This is a genomic window from Phycicoccus sp. Soil802 (genome assembly GCF_001429605.1).
In the GTDB taxonomy this organism is placed as follows: domain Bacteria; phylum Actinomycetota; class Actinomycetes; order Actinomycetales; family Dermatophilaceae; genus Pedococcus.
Map to the genome: position 1 here is coordinate 292,616 of NZ_LMSS01000002.1, position 16,279 is coordinate 308,894.

Genomic DNA, 16,279 nt, shown 5'->3' on the forward strand with positions numbered 1-16,279 from the left:
CCCCGTGGCTGTGGACAGCGGTGGCATGGACATGGGTCAACACGGGCCCACAACGAAAGGCGTTGCAATGGCTATTGCTCGGAAGCTCAAGCTCTCGCACGACGACGTGTTCCCCAACGGGGCGTTCATCGTCTCCGAGGTCAATCCTGTCTTCGACTTCGAGAGGTCAACGCGGGACAACAAGGTCCAGCAGGTCGACCCAGACACCGGTCTGCTCCTGTGGCAGATCGACGTCCTGGACGCGGACCCTGAGGCGACGAAGAAGAACCGCACGGTGACCATCAAGCTGCTGGCGAAGGTGCAGCCCGTCCCGCCGGCCCCCGAGGGAGCCGAGACATTCGCCCGGGTTGTATTCGAGGACCTCGTGGCAACACCGTGGATCGACTCATCCCGGTGCAAGCCTCCGGAGTCGAACAAGTCCCACCGATGCGGCGCCCAGGCTGCGTGGTCCTTCAAGGCCAGGGGGATGGCGGCACCGGGCAAGCCGTCGGCATCCCCAAGTGTCCCCACCAAGGCGGCGTGACATGACGGTTCTCAAGGTCGATGAACGCAAGGCCGCCCTTGGCGACATCCTCCATGCGCTGAACCACTTCACCTGGGACCTCGAGCGTGATGGTTGGGAGCGTGAGGCGGCGAGCGTCGACTCGGCCATCTGCGTGCTCCAGAGCCTGAGTGTGGCGATCCATCACGTTCAGCTCGCCATCGACGCCCCTGCGGAGGCAGAGCGCCGATACGGGATCGGGACGACGTTGGTGGTGGGCAATGCGCCCCGGTGACGTCGCGGCGTGGAGCGAAGCCCTCGGTGTGGGCGCGAGGGAACTGCCGTGGGCGATCGCAGCGCGCGTACGAACGATCGAGGACCTGCACGACGAGATCACGCGGCTCCGGACAGGACTCTCTGAGGCGCCCGACGAGGAAATGCTCACGTCGATCAGCTCTGCCAGCCGCGCCTTGAGCGTCGCCGGTGATCGTCTGAACGATGCCTTGGTCGAAGTGAGGAGGGATCGCTGATGTGGCAGGGGACGGTCCAGATCATCCGTCGGGGGAGGTGGGGTGAGTGAGCATGCGTCCTTCAGAGCGGACTGGATGGTGCGAATCACTCGGAGTTGCGAACACCGAACTGCACGCAGAGCTCCGTGGGCTGTGGCGTGCCCAAGAGGAGTTGTATGCCGCACAGATGCGGATCCGGGACCGGCTCCATGCCGCTCCCGACCAAGACCTCGACGAGGCTCTGCGCCAGGCCGAACGTCACCTCGCGAGGGTTTCCGTGATTCTCGGCGGAGCCGTTGCGGAGTTGGCCAGGGAGGCCGGGTAATGGGTGCCGGCGGCACGACCCAGCCGATGTTCGGATCCGACGACCCGCTCGCCGTCGCGCTGGAAGCGGTGGTCAGGGTCGTGTGGTTGGCCGCAGTGCTGGCTTGGTCCGTCGCTGTCTTCGCCGTCAGGAATCCACTGATGTTCGTCGGGATTGGCGCTCCTATCGCGCTATCCATCTGGGGTGGTCCCTGGCATGCTCTCCTGCTCGTAGCGGGCATGGTCGTTGCTCTCACCCTCTGGCGAATCCTCGCGGCCGCCTCGTTCATGCGCCGTGTTCGGCCACGGTTGGCGACTGGTTGGCGTGGGCCGTTCTACCGGCTGATCTGGCCCCGCCTTGCCCGACGGCATCGCCTGATCGCCTACGAGGCTCGAGGCGGACGCGGCGACGGGGAGGTGCCCAAGCTCTGCAGGGTTCGCATCACGTCCTCTGGCATCGAGAGACTTCTACTCCGGCTCCCGGCCGGTCTGACACCGGATGATGTTGCCGGTGCGTGTGATGGCCTTGCCCACGCCTTCAGGTGTGTGGACGCCCGTGTAGCGCCTGCAAGCCCTGGCCGAGTGTGGCTCGAGCTCCATCGCAGGGACAGCCTTGCCGCAGTCGTCACACCGATTCTCCAGCCCGGATCTGTTGACCTTGGCCGCCTCCCCGTGGGACGGCACGAAGACGGCAAGGAATGGTCGATGCGGTTGTCGGGGACGCACGTGCTCATCGCCGGCGCGACGGGATCGGGGAAGGGCTCGATCCTGTGGTCCCTGTTCAGGGCCCTGGCGCCGGCCATCGAGTCAGGGCATGTGGCTATGTGGGTTGTGGACCCGAAGGGCGGAATGGAACTGCGTCCCGGGATTGCGCTTTTCGCACGTTTCGAAGACGGCACGACCGACTCGATGTGTGAGCTGCTGGAAGAGTTGGTGCAGCTGAAGGACGAGCGGGCCAGGGAGCTGGCGTCGGAGGCACGCCGCGTCCACGAGCCGACGCCGGCATCTCCCCACATCGTGCTGGTGATCGACGAACTTGCCACACTCACGGCCTTTGCCGAGCGGTCGATAGTGCGTCGCATCGATCAAGCACTAGGACTCTTGCTCACACAAGGTCGGGCTTGCGGCATCACGGTCGTGGCCGCTGTGCAGGATCCGGGCAAGGACGTCGTTGGGTGGCGTGACCTGTTCCCAACCCGTGTAGCGATGCGGTTAGACAATCCGATCCAGGTCGACATGGTCCTGGGCGAGGGCGCCCGCGACAGAGGAGCCCGCTCTGACCAGATCAGCGAGCTGACCCCCGGGGTCGCCTTTGTGAGGGTCGAGGGAACCCGAGAGTTGCGTCGGGTTCGCGCGTCATACCTGGACGACCAAGCCATCGAGCGACTCGCGTGTTCCGTCACTCCGCCGGTTGGGGAGGCGGCATGAGCCGGGTAATGAGATACGGCGATCCCGGTGTCCCTCGCCAGTGGATCATTGCCTCGGGTCGGTTCTCGGCGGGACAGCTCGCCTCCGTCCCGTGGCAGCGACGCGGGCTGTGCGTCGGTCGGGACCCGCGCCCGTGGTTTGCTCGCTGGGACGCGCCTTCCGCGAAGAGTGCCCAGGCGATCTGCTCGAACTGTCCCGTGAAAGCTCAGTGTCTGGCTTGGGCTCTCCTGTGCGGTGATGAGTACGGCATCTGGGGAGGGCTCAATCCCCTTGAGCGGCTCGGATTGGAAGGGCAGCTCGCGGCCGGTGCGCCGCTTGGTGATGTGGTTCGAGCGGCGACCCGTTCGGAGCCGTCATCGGTCCGAGGTGCGGCATGACGACTCCCCGGATCAGCAACGAGATGATCCGCGAACTGGCGGTCAAAGAGGCTGTTTGTGTCCGGCCCGTCATGCGCGTGGTGACCGACCGGCTCACAAAGCACGAGACCATCGTTCCCATCCCTTGTGGTTCAACGCGGGAGTCGGTCTGCCCTTCCTGCGCGACGAAGGCTCGCTGGCTCCGGATGACGCAGTGTGCCGAGGGATGGCACCTCGAGTCGGAACCCGAGGATCTCGATCGTGCGCCCGCAGCAGAGGCGGGGCAGGGGCAACTGAACGACGAGTCTGACCAGGACGATCCTTCGCGTCTAGTGAGGTCAACCAGACGTCGCTCGGATGTGGTGGACCTTCCCACCCGGCCCACGGAACCGCGCACCATCGGCCAGACATTCTCGGCACCGAATGGTCGCACCTATCGGCCCTCGATGTTCATCACCCTCACTCTTCCCTCATACGGCAAGGTGCTGCCAGGGGTGGGTACGCCGGTGAAATCCGGGACGTACAACTATCGCCGTGCTGCGCTCGACGCCTTGCACTTTCCGAGGCTGCTCGATCGTTGGATGCAGAACCTCCGCCGGTGCGCCGGCTTCCGAGTGCAGTACTTCGGGGCTGTGGAGGCCCAACGCCGACTTGCTCCGCACTTTCACGTAGCGATCCGTGGGGCTGTGCCGCGGGCGACCATCAAGACAGTCACCCGGGCGACGTACTTACAGCTGTGGTGGCCACAGATGAGTCAACCCGTCTACGTCGAGCGGGTCCCTGTTTGGGACGGCGATGACTACCGGGATCCCGACACCGGGTTCGCACTCCCAACATGGGAGAAGGCGGTGGGGGAACTGGCAGACGATCCTGACGGTCGGCCTGCGCATGTCATGCGGTTCGGCGCGCAGACCGACGTCAAGGGCATCCTGAGCGGGACGCCTGATGCCGATCGGGCAGTTCGGTATCTCACCAAGTACCTGACCAAGTCCGTGGCCGAAACGTACGCGGACCCACATGACGCCGTCGCGGCATACGAGCGCCATATCGACCGGCTCTGGGAAGAGGTGCGTTGGCTTCCCTGCTCGCCGGAATGCGCCAACTGGTTGCGGTTCGGGACCCAACCCCGATTGGCCGGCCCGGGTCTGACACCCGGCCAGTGCCCGAGCAAGGCACACGACCGCGAACATCTCGGTGTCGGTGGCCGCCGAGTCCAGGTCTCACGGCACTGGTCCGGCAAGACCCTGTCCGAGCACAAGGCCGACCGGGCTGCTGTAGTTCGCGCGGTTCTTGAGGAGGCAGGTATCGAAGCCCCGGACGCCCGTCGGATGTCGACGGAGGTGCTCGACGACACCGGCAGTCCGCGTTTCGTGTGGGACGAACTTCCCGTCAATGCTCACGACTACGCGCGGGTGGTCATGCGCAGTGTGACTGAACGACGCCGTCGACGAGCTGAGTACGAACGGGCAAGGCAACTGGTCGGGTCGGCAGGTCCGCCTGTGGAAAACAATTCGGCAACCTGTCGTGATGTCGGAGAGTGATGGCGATGGAGAAGCTGCTGACCCTTGAGGAGGCCGCGGAGGTCTTGGGCACGTCACCGCGATTCCCGCGCAGGTTGGTCGCAGAGCGACGAATCAGGTTCGTCAAAGTTGGTCGATTCGTGCGCATACCTGAGACGGCGATCGAGGAGTTCGTCCAGTGCGGGACCGTCGATGTCGTGATGCGGCCGACAGGGCGGTGGGCATCATGAGCCCAGGCCGACGACGTGAGTTCGGTGCCATCCGCCGGCGCGCGTCGGGACGATACGCGGCCAGCTATATCGGGCCCGACGGGCTGAGGCGCCATGCCGGCAAGACCTTCACGACCAAGTCGGATGCCCAGGCATGGCTCGCCGCCCGTCAGACCGAACTTCATCGGGGCACGTGGAGTGACCCCGCCCTGGGCAGACTCCGTCTGGGGGAGTTCGGGCAACGTTGGATCGCTGAACACAGGCTGAGCCCTCGTACTCGAGATCTGTACGAGAGCCTCTTCAGGCTCCACGTCGAGCCGTACTTGGGCGCTCGCCCTCTAGATCAACTCACACCCGAGTCGATCCGCGGATGGCGCGCCGGCCTCCACGACGAGGGTCGCTCGGAATCAACGGTGGCGAAGGCGTACAGACTCTTGCGAGCCATTCTCAATACAGCTGTTGACGATGGGCGGATCTCGCGGAATCCATGTCGTATCAAAGGAGCTGATCGCGAGAATCCAGCTGAGCGCCCAGTGGCAACGGTGGGCGAGGTCTTCGTGCTTGCCGACCAGGTGGGCGCAACCTACCGGGCATTCGTGCTCACGGCCGCTCTTGCCAGCCTGCGCTGGGGTGAACTCGTCGCACTGCGACGGCGAGACATCGACCTGGTCGCCGGTCTGATCTTCGTGCGCCGCAGCATGGTCGAGCGGGGCGGAAGTCTCGAGATTTCCCTTCCGAAGAACAATCGAAGCCGCACTGTCGCCCTCCCAGCCGTGCTGGTCGAGGAGCTGGAGTCGCATCTTCGAAAGGTCGATGCCGATCCCGATGCCCCGGTCTTCACTGGCGAGCGTGGCGGTGTCCCCCGGCGTGGCAACTGGCGCGCCAACGTCCAGTGGAAGGAGGCGGTCAAGGTCGCCGGCCTACCGGAAGGATTCCGCTTCCACGACCTCCGGCACACAGGCAACCACCTGGCTGCGCAAACGGGAGCGTCGACGAGGGAGCTGATGCAGCGGATGGGGCACTCGACCGTCCGGGCGGCACTCATCTACCAGCACGCCACTGACTCCCGATCGCGGCTACTGGCAGACCGCCTGGACACGCTTGTTCGTGCGCAGCTGGATGGATCATGACGACGTCTGGCGCCGGGAGATGTGGTCCAGATGTGGTCCACACGACCATTCGGATTCTGCAAGTGTCAGCGTCCGAGCCGAATACACACGCGCTGACCTGCGGTGATTCTGTGGAGCCGGTGACGAGAATCGAACTCGCGTGTCCAGCTTGGGAAGCTGGCGCTCTACCATTGAGCTACACCGGCGCACCCCACCTGAGGCGGAGCGAACACCGCCCACCGGGCGGTGCGGCAGGAAGTCTAACCGAACGCGCGCGCGAGACTGACGGCCCCCGGCATACCCCTCGCGTTAGTCTCTCACCGTGCTGCTGAGCGACCGTGACATCAAGGCCGAGATCGACAACGGACGGGTCATCCTCGACCCCTGGGACCCGGAGATGGTCCAGCCGTCGAGCATCGACGTGCGCCTCGACCGTTACTTCCGGTTGTTCGACAACCACAAGTACCCCTTCATCGACCCGGCCGAGGACCAGCCCGACCTGACCCGCCTGGTCGAGGTCGACAAGGGCGAGCCGTTCATCCTGCACCCCGGCGAGTTCGTCCTCGGCTCCATCTTCGAGACGGTCACGCTCCCCGATGACGTCGCCGCCCGCGTCGAGGGCAAGTCGAGCCTTGGCCGCCTCGGCCTGCTCACCCACGCGACGGCCGGCTTCGTCGACCCCGGGTTCACCGGCCATGTCACCCTCGAGCTCAGCAATGTCGCCACCCTCCCGATCAAGCTGTGGCCGGGCATGAAGATCGGCCAGCTCTGCTTCTTCCGCCTCAGCTCGCCCGTCGAGAACCCCTACGGTTCGGCGAAGTACGGCTCGCACTACCAGGGCCAGCGCGGTCCCACCGCGAGCCGTTCGTTCAAGAACTTCCACACCACCGACGTCTGACCGACGCCCGGGTATGCCGCGTGCTCACCTCGAGCGCGCCCCGAGCCTTCCCGAGATCCCACCTTTCGGGCCTCAAGGCCTCCGGCAGCCCCGAGATCCCAGCTCTCGGTCCCGGGGACGTCCCCTCGACAACTCCTGGTGACCGCGGCATCCAACCAGGGCTCCGCGACGAACGACTGCCACAGGTCCCACCGACCCGAAGGAGGCCCCGTGTCCGCTCCCCGACTGCTCTGGCCGGCGGAGGTCGACCAGCCGCGTGCCGTCGTGCTCGTCCTGCACGGTGGCAAGTCGCGCAGCCGCCGCCCCGTGCGGCCGTGGCACGGTGCCGTGCTGCGCATGGCGCCGTTCGCGAAGGTCATCGCGGAGGCCGGCGCCGGCTCCATCGCCGTGGCGTCACTGCGGTATGCCGTGCGCGGCTGGAACGGCGCCGAGCAGAGCCCCCTCGCCGACACCCGGCTGGCCCTCGAGCAGATCGCGGCGAAGCACCCCGGCATGCCGATCGGGCTGCTCGGCCACTCGATGGGCGGCCGCGTGGCGCTCCACCTCGCCGCCGACGAGCGGATCACCGCCATCGCCGCGCTCGCCCCCTGGGTCGAGCCGCGGGACCAGCCCCGCTCCCACCCGGGCCTGCACGTCCTCTTCATGCACGGCAACCTCGACCGGATGACCTCTCCGCGCGCCTCGCGGGCGATGGCCACCGCGATGGCCGGCCTCGGGGCCCAGGTGAGCTACGAGTCCGTCACGGGCGAGAGCCACGCCATGCTCCGCGAGGCCTCCCGCTGGCACCGTGAAGCCGCTGCCTTCCTCGTCGGCCACCTGCTCGACCAGCCCTCCCGGACGCGGGTCCCGGGGAGCTGACGGCGCTGGGAGACGGCTAGCGCTCCTCGGGCGTCGACACGGCATACCGCTCGACGATGTGCTCGGCGAGCATCAGCTCGGGTGACAGGTCGCGGTCCTCGATGCCCGCGGGCAGCGCCGCGCACCGCCCGAACGCCTCGCCCAGCTCGCCCAGCGGCACGACGCCACGCATCCGCAGCGCCCGCACGGTGCACACCAGCTCGACGGCGAGCATCCGTCGGTAGGCGGCGGTCGCCTCACCGAGCCGCAGCGCCGCCTGGCCCGCGAACGACGCGTCGTCCTCGATGCCCGCCGACACCCCGGCCGTCTGCACGCTCGACGGCGTCGACGCCACGCCCCGGATCGTCGACAGGGCCGAGGCGGCGACGTACTCCGCGATGAGGACTCCTGACGACCCCATCGTGGAGTCCGACAGGAAGAGCGGCAGCCCACTGTCGGAGTCGGTGAGGGTGTGGCTGATCCGCGACTGCACGGCCTGCGCCGAACGCGTCAGGGCCAGCAACGTCGTGTCCACCGCCAGCACCAGGTATGCCGCGTGGAACCCACCGTGGTGCGTCACCTCCGGCGCGCCGTCGGTGCCGGTGAAGAGCGGGTTCTCCGAGGCGGTGTTGGCCGCGGTCTCGACGACGGTCTTGAGGTCACGGACCGTGTCGAGGACGGGACCGTGCACCTGCGGCCAGGTGCGCAGCCCGAAGAAGTCCTGGAGGTGGGCAGGCTCGCCGGGCTGGCCGTCGAGCAGCTCGCGCAGCACCCGGATCACCTCCTGGGCGCCGCGGAACGGCGTCGCAGCGGCAGCCGTCTCGCTCACCGCCTCGGGATTACCTTGCAGCGCAACGAAACTCAGCGCGGCAACCGTGTCGGCGGCCCGTGCCAGCTCGTGCAGCGACGCGGCATGGAGCGCGGTCTCCGCGATCGCGAACGCGTTGGACGACATGAGGGGGAGGGCGTCGGCCGAGGTGAGCTGCACGTCGGAGCGCCTGGCGCCACCGGACCGCTCACGCTCCCCGATCAGCGCCAGGCCGACCTCGGCGAGCGCGGTCAGGTCACCGGTGCCGAGCGACCCGTAGCGATGCACCACGGGCAGGTCGTCCTCCGGCGCACCGACCAGGTCGGCGAGCGCCTGCGCGAGGGCGGGGGTGGCGCCCGACCCGCCGGCGAGGATCTGGTTGGCGCGCACCGCCAGGGCGGCCCGCACGACGGACGGCGACATCACCTCACCCCACCCCGCGGCGTGCGAGCGCAGCAGCCGCAGGCCGTGGTCCACCTTGGAGTCGGTGCTCTCGTCGCGGGCCGCCCCGACACCGGTCGTGCGGCCGTAGACCGGTCGGATCCGGCTGACCTCAGCGGCATTGCGGTGCGAGGTCTCGGCCGCCGCCAGGGCAACCGGGTCGATCGTCGCAGGCGCTCCGCGGGCCGCCCGCTCGAGGGCGTCGAGGTCGAGGCTGTGGCCGTCGAGGTGCACCGGTTGCGTCACGTCGCCAAGTATCGCCTGCCGGTGTCGCTTGTCGGTGTGCTGGGTTAGGTTGATCGCCATGATCGCCTTCGACGGTGTCACGAAGAAGTATCCGGACGGAACCGTGGCCGTGGACAACCTCAGCCTGGAGGCTCCCAGCGGCAAGATCACGGTGCTGGTGGGTCCGTCAGGCTGTGGCAAGACGACCTCCCTGCGCATGATCAACCGGATGATCCAGCCGTCGTCGGGCACCATCACGCTCGACGGCAGGGACACCGGGCGGATGAAGGAGTCCGAGCTGCGCCGCGGCATCGGCTACGTCATCCAGCACGCCGGTCTCTTCCCCCACCGCACGGTCCTCGACAACGTCTCGACCGTCCCGCGCCTGCTGGGCATGGACAAGACCGAGACCCGCAAGCGCTCGATGGAGCTGCTCGAGCGGGTCGGGCTCGACCCGGCGTTCGCCAAGCGCTACCCGGCGCAGCTCTCCGGTGGCCAGCAGCAGCGCGTCGGGGTGGCCCGTGCCCTCGCGGCCGACCCGCCGGTGATGCTGATGGACGAGCCGTTCAGCGCCGTCGACCCCGTGGTGCGCGAGCAGCTCCAGGACGAGTTCCTGCGCCTGCAGGGCGATCTCGGCAAGACGATCATCTTCGTCACCCACGACATCGACGAGGCCATCAAGCTGGGCGACCAGGTGGCGGTGCTCAAGGTGGGCGGCCACCTCGCGCAGATCGCCGCGCCGGCCTACCTGCTCTCCCACCCGGTCGACGACTTCGTGGCCGACTTCGTCGGGCGCGACCGCGGCTACCGTGCGCTGTCGTTCCAGCCGACCCCACGGCTGCCGCTCGCGTCCGAGCGCACCGTCTCCATGGGCGAGCGGATCGGCGGCATCGACGCCGACTGGGTGCTCGTGGTCGACGACGACAACCACCCGCTCGGGTGGGTCGAGCCGGCCCGACTGAAGGGTGAGGTGCGCAGCGAGACCCTCCACCGGGGCGGCACGGTCGCGCGGGCGAGCGGACCGCTGCGCGCCGCCCTCGACGCCGCGCTGTCGAGCCCGAGCCGGCGCGGGGTCATCGTCGACGACACCGGGGCGCTCGTGGGCACGGTCAAGGCCCACGAGGTGCTCACCGCCATCGAGGAGACCAGCCGTCCCGAGCTGGCCAACCCCGACAACCCCGGGGCGCCGGCGGCATGACCTGGTTCCTCGACCACATCCCCGAGGTCCTGCGACTGGCGTGGACGCACGCCTACCTCGCGGGCATCCCGTTGGTGGTCGGGCTCGCCCTCGCGCTGCCGCTCGGCTGGCTGGCGCGTCGCTACTCGTGGCTCTACGCGCCGTTCACCGCCGGCTTCGGCCTGCTCTACACGATCCCCAGCCTCGCCCTGTTCGTCATGCTCCCGCTCTTCACCGGCTACGGCATCCTCAGCCCGGTCAACGTCGTGATCGCGTTGTCCCTCTACACCCTCGCCCTCCTGGTGCGCACCGTCGCCGACGGCCTGGGCGCCGTCCCCGACCACGTGCAGAACGCCGCGACCGCGATGGGCTACACGCGGGGCAAGCGGTTCTTCGCGATCGAGCTCCCGCTCGCCGTCCCGGTGATCGCCGCGGGGCTTCGGGTGGCGGCGGTCAGCAACGTCAGCATCGTCAGTGTCGGCACCATCATCGGGGTCCAGCAGCTCGGGCTGCTGTTCAGCGACGGGTTCAACCGCGACTTCTACGACCCGCTGGTCGTCGGCATCATCGGCTGCGTCGTGCTCGCCCTGCTCTTCGACGGCATCATCATCCTCCTGGCGCGACTGCTCACGCCGTGGCAGCGGGCGACGGGAGGCCGCGCATGAACGGCGTCATCACCTGGCTCACCGACCCGCTCAACTGGTCGGGCTCCGACGGCATCCCGGGCCAGACCCTGACCCACCTCTGGTACTCCGCGATCTCGCTGTTCGTCGCCTGCCTCATCGCCATCCCGCTGGGGCTGGCCATCGGCCACACCGGTCGCGGCCGGTTCTTCGTCGTCAACCTCGCCGGCGCCGCCCGCGCGATCCCGAGCCTGGGCCTGCTCTACCTCATGGTGCTGTGGCTCTTCCCCAAGCTCAAGGGCGACTCGGCGTTCCTCGTGCCCAGCCTCATCGTCCTCATCGTGCTGGCGATCCCGCCGCTCATGGCCGGGGCCTACGCCGGGGTCGAGGGTGTCGACCCCGCCGCGCGCGATGCGGCCAAGGGCATGGGCATGACCGGCATGCAGGTCCTCGGCAAGGTCGAGGTCCCCAACGCGCTGCCGCTGATCCTCTCCGGGTTCCGCTCGGCGACCCTCCAGGTGATCGCCACCGCCACGCTGGCCGCCGTGGCCGGCACCGGCGGGCTCGGGCGGTTCCTCATCGACGGGCAGAAGATCCGCGACTACCCCCAGATGGCCGGCGGTGCGTTGCTCGTCGCCGTGCTGGCCCTCGTGGTCGACCTGCTCCTCGCCGTGGTGCAGCGCTACGTCGTCTCGCCGGGGCTCACCGGCCGCGGCGCCGGACCCGCTCGCGGGTCCCGCAGGCGGTCACCGAACCGTAACCTAGGTAATACCCCCCTTGATGTAGACATTCCGTCGACGACACGTACGGTTGATCCTCAAACCCCCTGATCAACAGTAGGAGCGGGACCGTGAAGCTCACCAAGATCACCCTGACCATCGCCACGGCGGCGGCCCTCATGGCCACCGCTGCGTGCGGCAACTCCGGTGGCGACCCGCTTGCCACCACCTCCAGCTCGAGCTCGGGCGGGGCTGCCAGCAGCACCATCAAGGTCGGCTCGGCCGACTTCCCCGAGAGCGCGCTGCTCGCCGAGATCTACGCCGGGGCCCTCGAGGCCAAGGGCGTCAAGGTCGAGAAGAAGCTCAACATCGGCGCCCGCGAGGCCTACATCCCGGCGCTCCAGGACGGGTCGATCGACCTCATCCCCGAGTACACCGGCGTGCTGCGCGACTACTTCAAGAAGGGCCAGACCGGCACCGATGCCGAGGCCGTCTACACCGAGCTCAAGGCCTCCGTCCCGGCCACGCTGACCGTGCTCGACAAGTCGGCGGCCGAGGACAAGGACGCCCTCGTGATGAAGAAGTCGCGCGCTGACGAGCTGGGTGTGAAGTCGATCGCCGACCTCGCCGGCAAGGCCGACAAGCTCACCGTCGGTGGACCGCCGGAGTGGAAGACCCGCGACACCGGCATCCCCGGGTTCAAGAAGATCTACGGCCTGGAGTTCAAGGCGTTCCGCCCGCTCGACGCCGGTGGCCCGCTCACGCTCGCTGCCCTGAAGAACGGCCAGATCGACGCCGGTGACCTGTTCACCACCGACCCGAGCATCGCGGCGAACGACCTCGTCGCGCTCGAGGACCCGAAGAGCATGTACGCCGCGCAGAACGTCGTGCCGCTGATCACCAAGAGCAAGAGCAACCCGACCATCGAGGGTGCCCTCAACGCGGTCTCGGCCAAGCTCGACACGGCCACGCTGTCCGACCTGCTCACGCAGGTCGTCGTCGACAAGAAGGACGCCGACACGGTCGCCAAGGAGTTCCTGACCAAGGCCGGCCTCGCCTGACCAGCAGCCCCTGACCGACCGATCCCGATCCTCCCCGGAGACGGATGAAGGCCGGGTGTGGTGTCCCCCCGGACCCACACCCGGCCTTTCGGCATGACCCCCCGGTCTGCCAATCCCAGTTCCGCCATCTCGGGAAGCGCCCCTCCGCGCCTCACGTGACCTCGGATCCCGCGATCTCCGTTGCCACAAGAGTGGCGGAGGAGGGCCTGGGCAGGCATCGGTGAAACCACCGATATTCCCCCTGACGGACGGGATAACCTGTCGGGGTGCTGACTCCGTGCGTGGGTCGTGACGACGTCCTCGAACGCCTTCGGCTCCTGCTCAGCAGCAACCGGTGGGTGACGCTGACCGGCGCCCCGGGATGCGGGAAGACGCTCGTCGCCCGGCACACCGCCAGCGGTGAGGGTGCGGTCGCCTGGGTCACCGGGTACCAGCAGGCGGACGTCGACTCCCTCGTGACCGCCTGCCTCGACGCCCTCGATGCCGAGGTGGCTCCCGGTGACTCGCCGACGCTGGCCCTCAAGCGGGCGCTCGACGGTCGCCAGACCCTGCTCGTGCTCGACGGTGTGGACGCCATCGAAGGCCTGGGCGAGCTGCTCAACGACCTCGTCGAGGACGCCGAGGACTGGCGCCTCCTGTGCACCGCGACCACGGTCTCGGGGCGACCGCACGAGCGGGTGCTCCGGGTGCCCCCACTCCCGGTGCCGACGGCGCGGCAACCCCTGGAAGGGCCGGCCATCGAGCTGCTGCTCGCCCGGGTCGCGGCCGCCGGAGGGCACTCGGTCGACCTCGACCAGCACGACAGCATCCTGCGCGGACTGTTGCGCGCCAGTGGTGGGCTGCCCTCACTGATCGAGCAGCTGGCGGTCCAGATCGCCCTCGTCGGGGTCAGCGACGTCTCCCCGACCAACACCCTTGCCGACGCCGTCCGCACCTCCTACGACCTGCTCGACCCGGCGCAGCAGGAGTGCTTCCGCCGGCTGGCCGTCATCGGTCGCCCGGTGGGCCTCGACGTCCTGGCCGACGTGTGTGGCGTGGGGCGCCCGCAGGCAGTCCAGCTCGCGGCCGCCCTGGCTCGGCGCAGCCTGGTCGAGGTGCAGCCGGACGGACGGTTCGACCTGCTGCCCCCGATGCGCGAGGCCGGACGTCTCCTGGCCCGCGAGTCCGACGACGCGGCGAAGGCCCTCGAAGGACTCCTCACCTGGGCCGACCGTGTGGTGCCCAAGGCAGTGAACGCGGGGTCGGCCGACGAACCGTTCCTCAGCCAGCTCGCCCTCGTCGACTCCACGGTGCGCCAGGCCTGCGCCGTCGAGGCGACCCGACCGCGTGGCTACGCCATCGCCAACCGGGCCTTCCCCTCGCTGTCCGCCGCGATGCGGGCCCGTGAGGCGCTCGACATGATGGACGCCGCGCTCGCCAGCGGTGACGGCCCGCCGATCATCGGTTCGCAGCTCGCCCGCCGGGCCGGCATCTGCGCCTCCGAGGTGCGTGGCACCTACGAAGGGCTGCGGCTCCTCGATCGCGCGGAGGAGCACGCCTCCGCGCTCGACACCGCGACCCGTGACCTCGAGCTGGCCCGGAACGCCGCGATCCGCGCCGAGATGCACCTCGACGCGGGCGACCTCCTGTCAGCTCGCCGCGATGCCGAACGCACGCTCGACCTCGGGGGCGGCGACCCCTACGTCATCCGCCAGGTGCGGCGCACCCTGATGGACGTCTGCGTCTCGGCCGGCGACTTCGCCGAGGCCGAGGAGCTCGCCACCCTGATTGTCGACTCGCCTCCGGAGGACGAGCTCTGGATCGCGCTGTCGGCCCGCACCCTCCAGGCCAAGATCGCCTGGGAGCAGGGCCGGCTCGTCGAAGCCGCCTCGCTGGCGACCTTCGCCCGCTCGCAGGCCGAGGAGATCCGCGAGGATCGCATCGCGCTGCTCGCCGACACGGTGCACCGCATGGTCGCCGGTGGACCGGGGCTCAAGGTCGACACCGAGGCGCTGCCGTGGGCGGTGCGTCTCGTCGTGCAGCTCCAGGACGCGCGCCAGCTGCTCGCGGAGGGCGATGCCACCCGCGCCGCCGGTCGCGCCGCCGACATCGTCGTGCTCGCCGACAGCAGCAAGCTCGGCCGCGACGCCGTCGAGGCCAGGCTGCTCGTGGCTGACGCCCTGATGGCCCTCGGCGAACCCGCCCAGGCCCGACCGTCCTACCTGTCGGTGCTGCGCCGGGCCGTCGAGGTGCCCCTCCCGTTGCGTGCGGCCGACGCCCTCGACGGGTTGGCGGCGATCGCCGCGGAGTCGGGCACGGCGGCATACCGGTCCATCGCCGGGGCGGCCGAGGCACTGCGCGCCAGTCGCCGCGCGGTCGGGCGCGAGCGCCCGGGCGTGCCGTATGCCGCGGGCTCGCCGAAGGACTGCCCCGCGGGTTGGGTGTCGGCCGGCCAGCTGACCGCCGCCGGGGTGGCCGCGGTGACCGGCCTGCTCGGCAGCCAGGACTCGGTGGAGCAGGCGCCGACCCCGTTGCGGGTGCTGACCCGGGCCGAACGCGCCGTCGCCGAGCTGGTCGCCGAGGGGCTGACCAGCCGCCAGATCGCCGAGCAGCTGTTCGTGTCACCGCGCACGGTCGACGCCCACCTCAGCCACATCTTCCGCAAGCTCGAGATCGCGTCGCGTGCCAAGCTCGCCGCGTTGATGGTCGAGATCGCCTGAGCGACAACCAGTGGGCGCGCGACCACGAATGACAACCGTGCCCGACTTCACCTACCGCGTCGTCATCCGGCTGTGCCGCGCCCTGTTCCGGGCGCTGGGGCTGCGCATCCGGGTGTCCGGCATCGAGCACCTGCCCGCAGCCGGTGCTGTGGTCGTCGCGGCCAACCACAGCAGCTTCCTCGACTTCATGTTCGTCGGGCTGGCGGCGGTGCAGCGCGGGCGGCTGGTGCGGTTCATGGCCAAGGAGTCGGTGTTCCGGTCGCGCCTGTCGGGACCGCTGATGCGCGGCATGGCCCACATCCCCGTCGACCGGGTGCACGGTGAGCTGGCCGCCAGGCAGGGACTGCGCGCGTTGCGGTCCGGCCAGGTGGTGGGGGTCTACCCCGAGGCGACCATCGGACGGGCCTTCGTCGTGAAGGACGCCGTGGACCTGCGCCGAGGCGCGGCCTACCTGGCGTTGGCGACCGGCGCGCCGCTGGTCCCGGTCGCGCACTGGGGCATCCACCGGATCCTCACCGTCGACGGCCGCTACTCGCTGCGGCGTGGCAAGGCCGTCGAGGTGGTCGTCGGGGCGCCCCTCGTCCCGCTGTCCGGCGAGGATGCCGAAGCCCTCACCGCCCGACTGCACGACCGACTGAGCGCGATGGTCGACGAACTGGTCGCGCGCTACCCGCAGCCACCGGCCGACCCGGCCCACGCGTGGTGGTGGCCGGCCGCCCTGGGCGGCGCGGCGCCGACCCGCGCCGACGCCCGCGTGCTCGACGACGCAGCCGTCAGCCGCGCCGACACCCCGCGCTGACCCCCACAGCCAGCCCCGCGGCATACCCCCTGTCGCGACGAACCTTTGCTAGCAAGGGTTCCTTGAACGCGGACAGG

At 69.2% G+C, this 16,279-nt stretch carries 17 protein-coding genes, 1 tRNA gene and 1 pseudogene; 17 read left to right on the forward strand and 2 right to left on the reverse strand.

All coding sequences use genetic code 11. The annotated features are described in order from the left end of the window. The first annotated feature begins 67 nt into the window (after window positions 1–67). The 9 genes and pseudogenes from ASG91_RS04785 to ASG91_RS21135 all read left to right on the forward strand — a co-directional run bounded on the left by ASG91_RS04785 (window position 68) and on the right by ASG91_RS21135 (window position 5,936). Window positions 68–523 carry a hypothetical protein gene (locus tag ASG91_RS04785; protein WP_056921481.1) on the forward strand — a complete coding sequence of 152 codons (456 nt, stop codon included), beginning with the start codon at window positions 68–70 and terminating at the stop codon, window positions 521–523. Window position 524: 1 nt separating this feature from the next. After that, a complete protein-coding gene (locus ASG91_RS04790) occupies window positions 525–776 on the forward strand; it encodes a hypothetical protein (protein ID WP_056921482.1) in 252 nt (83 codons plus the stop codon). Continuing rightward, a complete protein-coding gene (locus tag ASG91_RS04795) occupies window positions 763–1,011 on the forward strand; it encodes a hypothetical protein (RefSeq protein ID WP_056921483.1) in 249 nt (82 codons plus the stop codon). Before ASG91_RS04790 ends, ASG91_RS04795 begins: the two co-directional genes overlap by 14 nt. A 330-nt stretch (window positions 1,012–1,341) precedes the next feature. Then, window positions 1,342–2,721, forward strand: a complete 1,380-nt coding sequence (locus ASG91_RS04800; protein WP_162257503.1) for an FtsK/SpoIIIE domain-containing protein — start codon at window positions 1,342–1,344, stop codon at window positions 2,719–2,721. Between the two features lie 8 nt (window positions 2,722–2,729). After that, window positions 2,730–3,098: a WhiB family transcriptional regulator gene (locus ASG91_RS21425; RefSeq protein WP_157606148.1), complete on the forward strand. Its 369-nt coding sequence runs from the start codon at window positions 2,730–2,732 to the stop codon at window positions 3,096–3,098. After that, entirely contained in the window at window positions 3,095–4,618 is a 1,524-nt protein-coding gene (locus tag ASG91_RS20080) for a replication initiator (protein WP_082593916.1), read from the forward strand. The genes ASG91_RS21425 and ASG91_RS20080 overlap by 4 nt, the downstream gene beginning before the upstream one ends. Window positions 4,619–4,623: 5 nt before the next feature. Next, the gene (locus ASG91_RS04805) at window positions 4,624–4,827 is read left to right on the forward strand and encodes an excisionase family DNA-binding protein (RefSeq protein ID WP_056921789.1); all 204 of its coding nucleotides are present in this window, start codon (window positions 4,624–4,626) and stop codon (window positions 4,825–4,827) included. Continuing rightward, a pseudogene (locus ASG91_RS21430) lies at window positions 4,824–5,282 on the forward strand (phage integrase SAM-like domain-containing protein); the annotation flags it as partial. The gene ASG91_RS04805 and the pseudogene ASG91_RS21430, both read left to right, overlap by 4 nt. A gap of 66 nt (window positions 5,283–5,348) precedes the next feature. Beyond that, entirely contained in the window at window positions 5,349–5,936 is a 588-nt protein-coding gene (locus ASG91_RS21135) for a site-specific integrase (protein WP_235545407.1), read from the forward strand. Between the two features lie 111 nt (window positions 5,937–6,047). Here the strand turns inward: ASG91_RS21135 and ASG91_RS04815 are convergent. After that, window positions 6,048–6,121 (reverse strand) — tRNA-Gly (locus ASG91_RS04815). Window positions 6,122–6,237: 116 nt separating this feature from the next. On the opposite strand from ASG91_RS04815, the gene dcd reads away from it, so the two are divergent. Both dcd and ASG91_RS04825 read left to right on the forward strand, forming a co-directional pair. After that, window positions 6,238–6,813: a dCTP deaminase gene (dcd, locus tag ASG91_RS04820; RefSeq protein ID WP_056921485.1), complete on the forward strand. Its 576-nt coding sequence runs from the start codon at window positions 6,238–6,240 to the stop codon at window positions 6,811–6,813. Window positions 6,814–7,023: 210 nt separating this feature from the next. Beyond that, window positions 7,024–7,671, forward strand: a complete 648-nt coding sequence (locus tag ASG91_RS04825; RefSeq protein WP_162257504.1) for a S9 family peptidase — start codon at window positions 7,024–7,026, stop codon at window positions 7,669–7,671. Window positions 7,672–7,687: 16 nt separating this feature from the next. Here ASG91_RS04825 and ASG91_RS04830 read toward each other — a convergent pair whose 3' ends face one another. Then, window positions 7,688–9,205, reverse strand: coding sequence for an aromatic amino acid ammonia-lyase (locus ASG91_RS04830; protein WP_157606072.1), 1,518 nt, complete (start codon window positions 9,203–9,205; stop codon window positions 7,688–7,690). Here ASG91_RS04830 and ASG91_RS04835 point away from each other — a divergent pair. The 6 genes from ASG91_RS04835 to ASG91_RS04860 all read left to right on the forward strand — a co-directional run bounded on the left by ASG91_RS04835 (window position 9,204) and on the right by ASG91_RS04860 (window position 16,202). Next, the gene (locus tag ASG91_RS04835; protein WP_056921487.1) at window positions 9,204–10,322 is read left to right on the forward strand and encodes an ABC transporter ATP-binding protein; all 1,119 of its coding nucleotides are present in this window, start codon (window positions 9,204–9,206) and stop codon (window positions 10,320–10,322) included. The two genes, ASG91_RS04830 and ASG91_RS04835, sit on opposite strands and share 2 nt — an antisense overlap. Continuing rightward, window positions 10,319–10,966 (forward strand): ABC transporter permease, encoded by a 648-nt coding sequence (locus tag ASG91_RS04840; protein ID WP_056921488.1) that lies wholly within the window; start codon window positions 10,319–10,321, stop codon window positions 10,964–10,966. Before ASG91_RS04835 ends, ASG91_RS04840 begins: the two co-directional genes overlap by 4 nt. Further along, complete coding sequence (locus tag ASG91_RS04845; RefSeq protein ID WP_056921489.1) at window positions 10,963–11,754, forward strand: ABC transporter permease; 792 nt, start codon at window positions 10,963–10,965, stop codon at window positions 11,752–11,754. The genes ASG91_RS04840 and ASG91_RS04845 overlap by 4 nt, the downstream gene beginning before the upstream one ends. Window positions 11,755–11,774: 20 nt before the next feature. Next, entirely contained in the window at window positions 11,775–12,704 is a 930-nt protein-coding gene (locus ASG91_RS04850; RefSeq protein WP_235545409.1) for an ABC transporter substrate-binding protein, read from the forward strand. Window positions 12,705–12,985: 281 nt separating this feature from the next. Continuing rightward, on the forward strand, window positions 12,986–15,403 hold the full coding sequence (locus tag ASG91_RS04855; RefSeq protein ID WP_056921490.1) for a LuxR C-terminal-related transcriptional regulator: 2,418 nt from the start codon (window positions 12,986–12,988) through the stop codon (window positions 15,401–15,403). A gap of 37 nt (window positions 15,404–15,440) precedes the next feature. Further along, window positions 15,441–16,202, forward strand: a complete 762-nt coding sequence (locus tag ASG91_RS04860; protein WP_082592964.1) for a 1-acyl-sn-glycerol-3-phosphate acyltransferase — start codon at window positions 15,441–15,443, stop codon at window positions 16,200–16,202. The last annotated feature ends 77 nt before the right edge of the window (window positions 16,203–16,279 follow it).

Coding starts and splice junctions, on each gene's coding strand:
- ASG91_RS04795 (WP_056921483.1), top strand. CDS start 763: ATGCGCCCCGGTGACGTCGCGGCGTGGAGCGAAGCCCTCGGTGTGGGC.
- ASG91_RS04785 (WP_056921481.1), top strand. CDS start 68: ATGGCTATTGCTCGGAAGCTCAAGCTCTCGCACGACGACGTGTTCCCC.
- ASG91_RS04800 (WP_162257503.1), top strand. CDS start 1,342: ATGTTCGGATCCGACGACCCGCTCGCCGTCGCGCTGGAAGCGGTGGTC.
- ASG91_RS04845 (WP_056921489.1), top strand. CDS start 10,963: ATGAACGGCGTCATCACCTGGCTCACCGACCCGCTCAACTGGTCGGGC.
- ASG91_RS20080 (WP_082593916.1), top strand. CDS start 3,095: ATGACGACTCCCCGGATCAGCAACGAGATGATCCGCGAACTGGCGGTC.
- ASG91_RS04830 (WP_157606072.1), bottom strand. CDS start 9,205: ATGGCGATCAACCTAACCCAGCACACCGACAAGCGACACCGGCAGGCG.
- ASG91_RS04835 (WP_056921487.1), top strand. CDS start 9,204: ATGATCGCCTTCGACGGTGTCACGAAGAAGTATCCGGACGGAACCGTG.
- ASG91_RS04805 (WP_056921789.1), top strand. CDS start 4,624: ATGGAGAAGCTGCTGACCCTTGAGGAGGCCGCGGAGGTCTTGGGCACG.
- ASG91_RS21425 (WP_157606148.1), top strand. CDS start 2,730: ATGAGATACGGCGATCCCGGTGTCCCTCGCCAGTGGATCATTGCCTCG.
- ASG91_RS04840 (WP_056921488.1), top strand. CDS start 10,319: ATGACCTGGTTCCTCGACCACATCCCCGAGGTCCTGCGACTGGCGTGG.
- ASG91_RS04790 (WP_056921482.1), top strand. CDS start 525: ATGACGGTTCTCAAGGTCGATGAACGCAAGGCCGCCCTTGGCGACATC.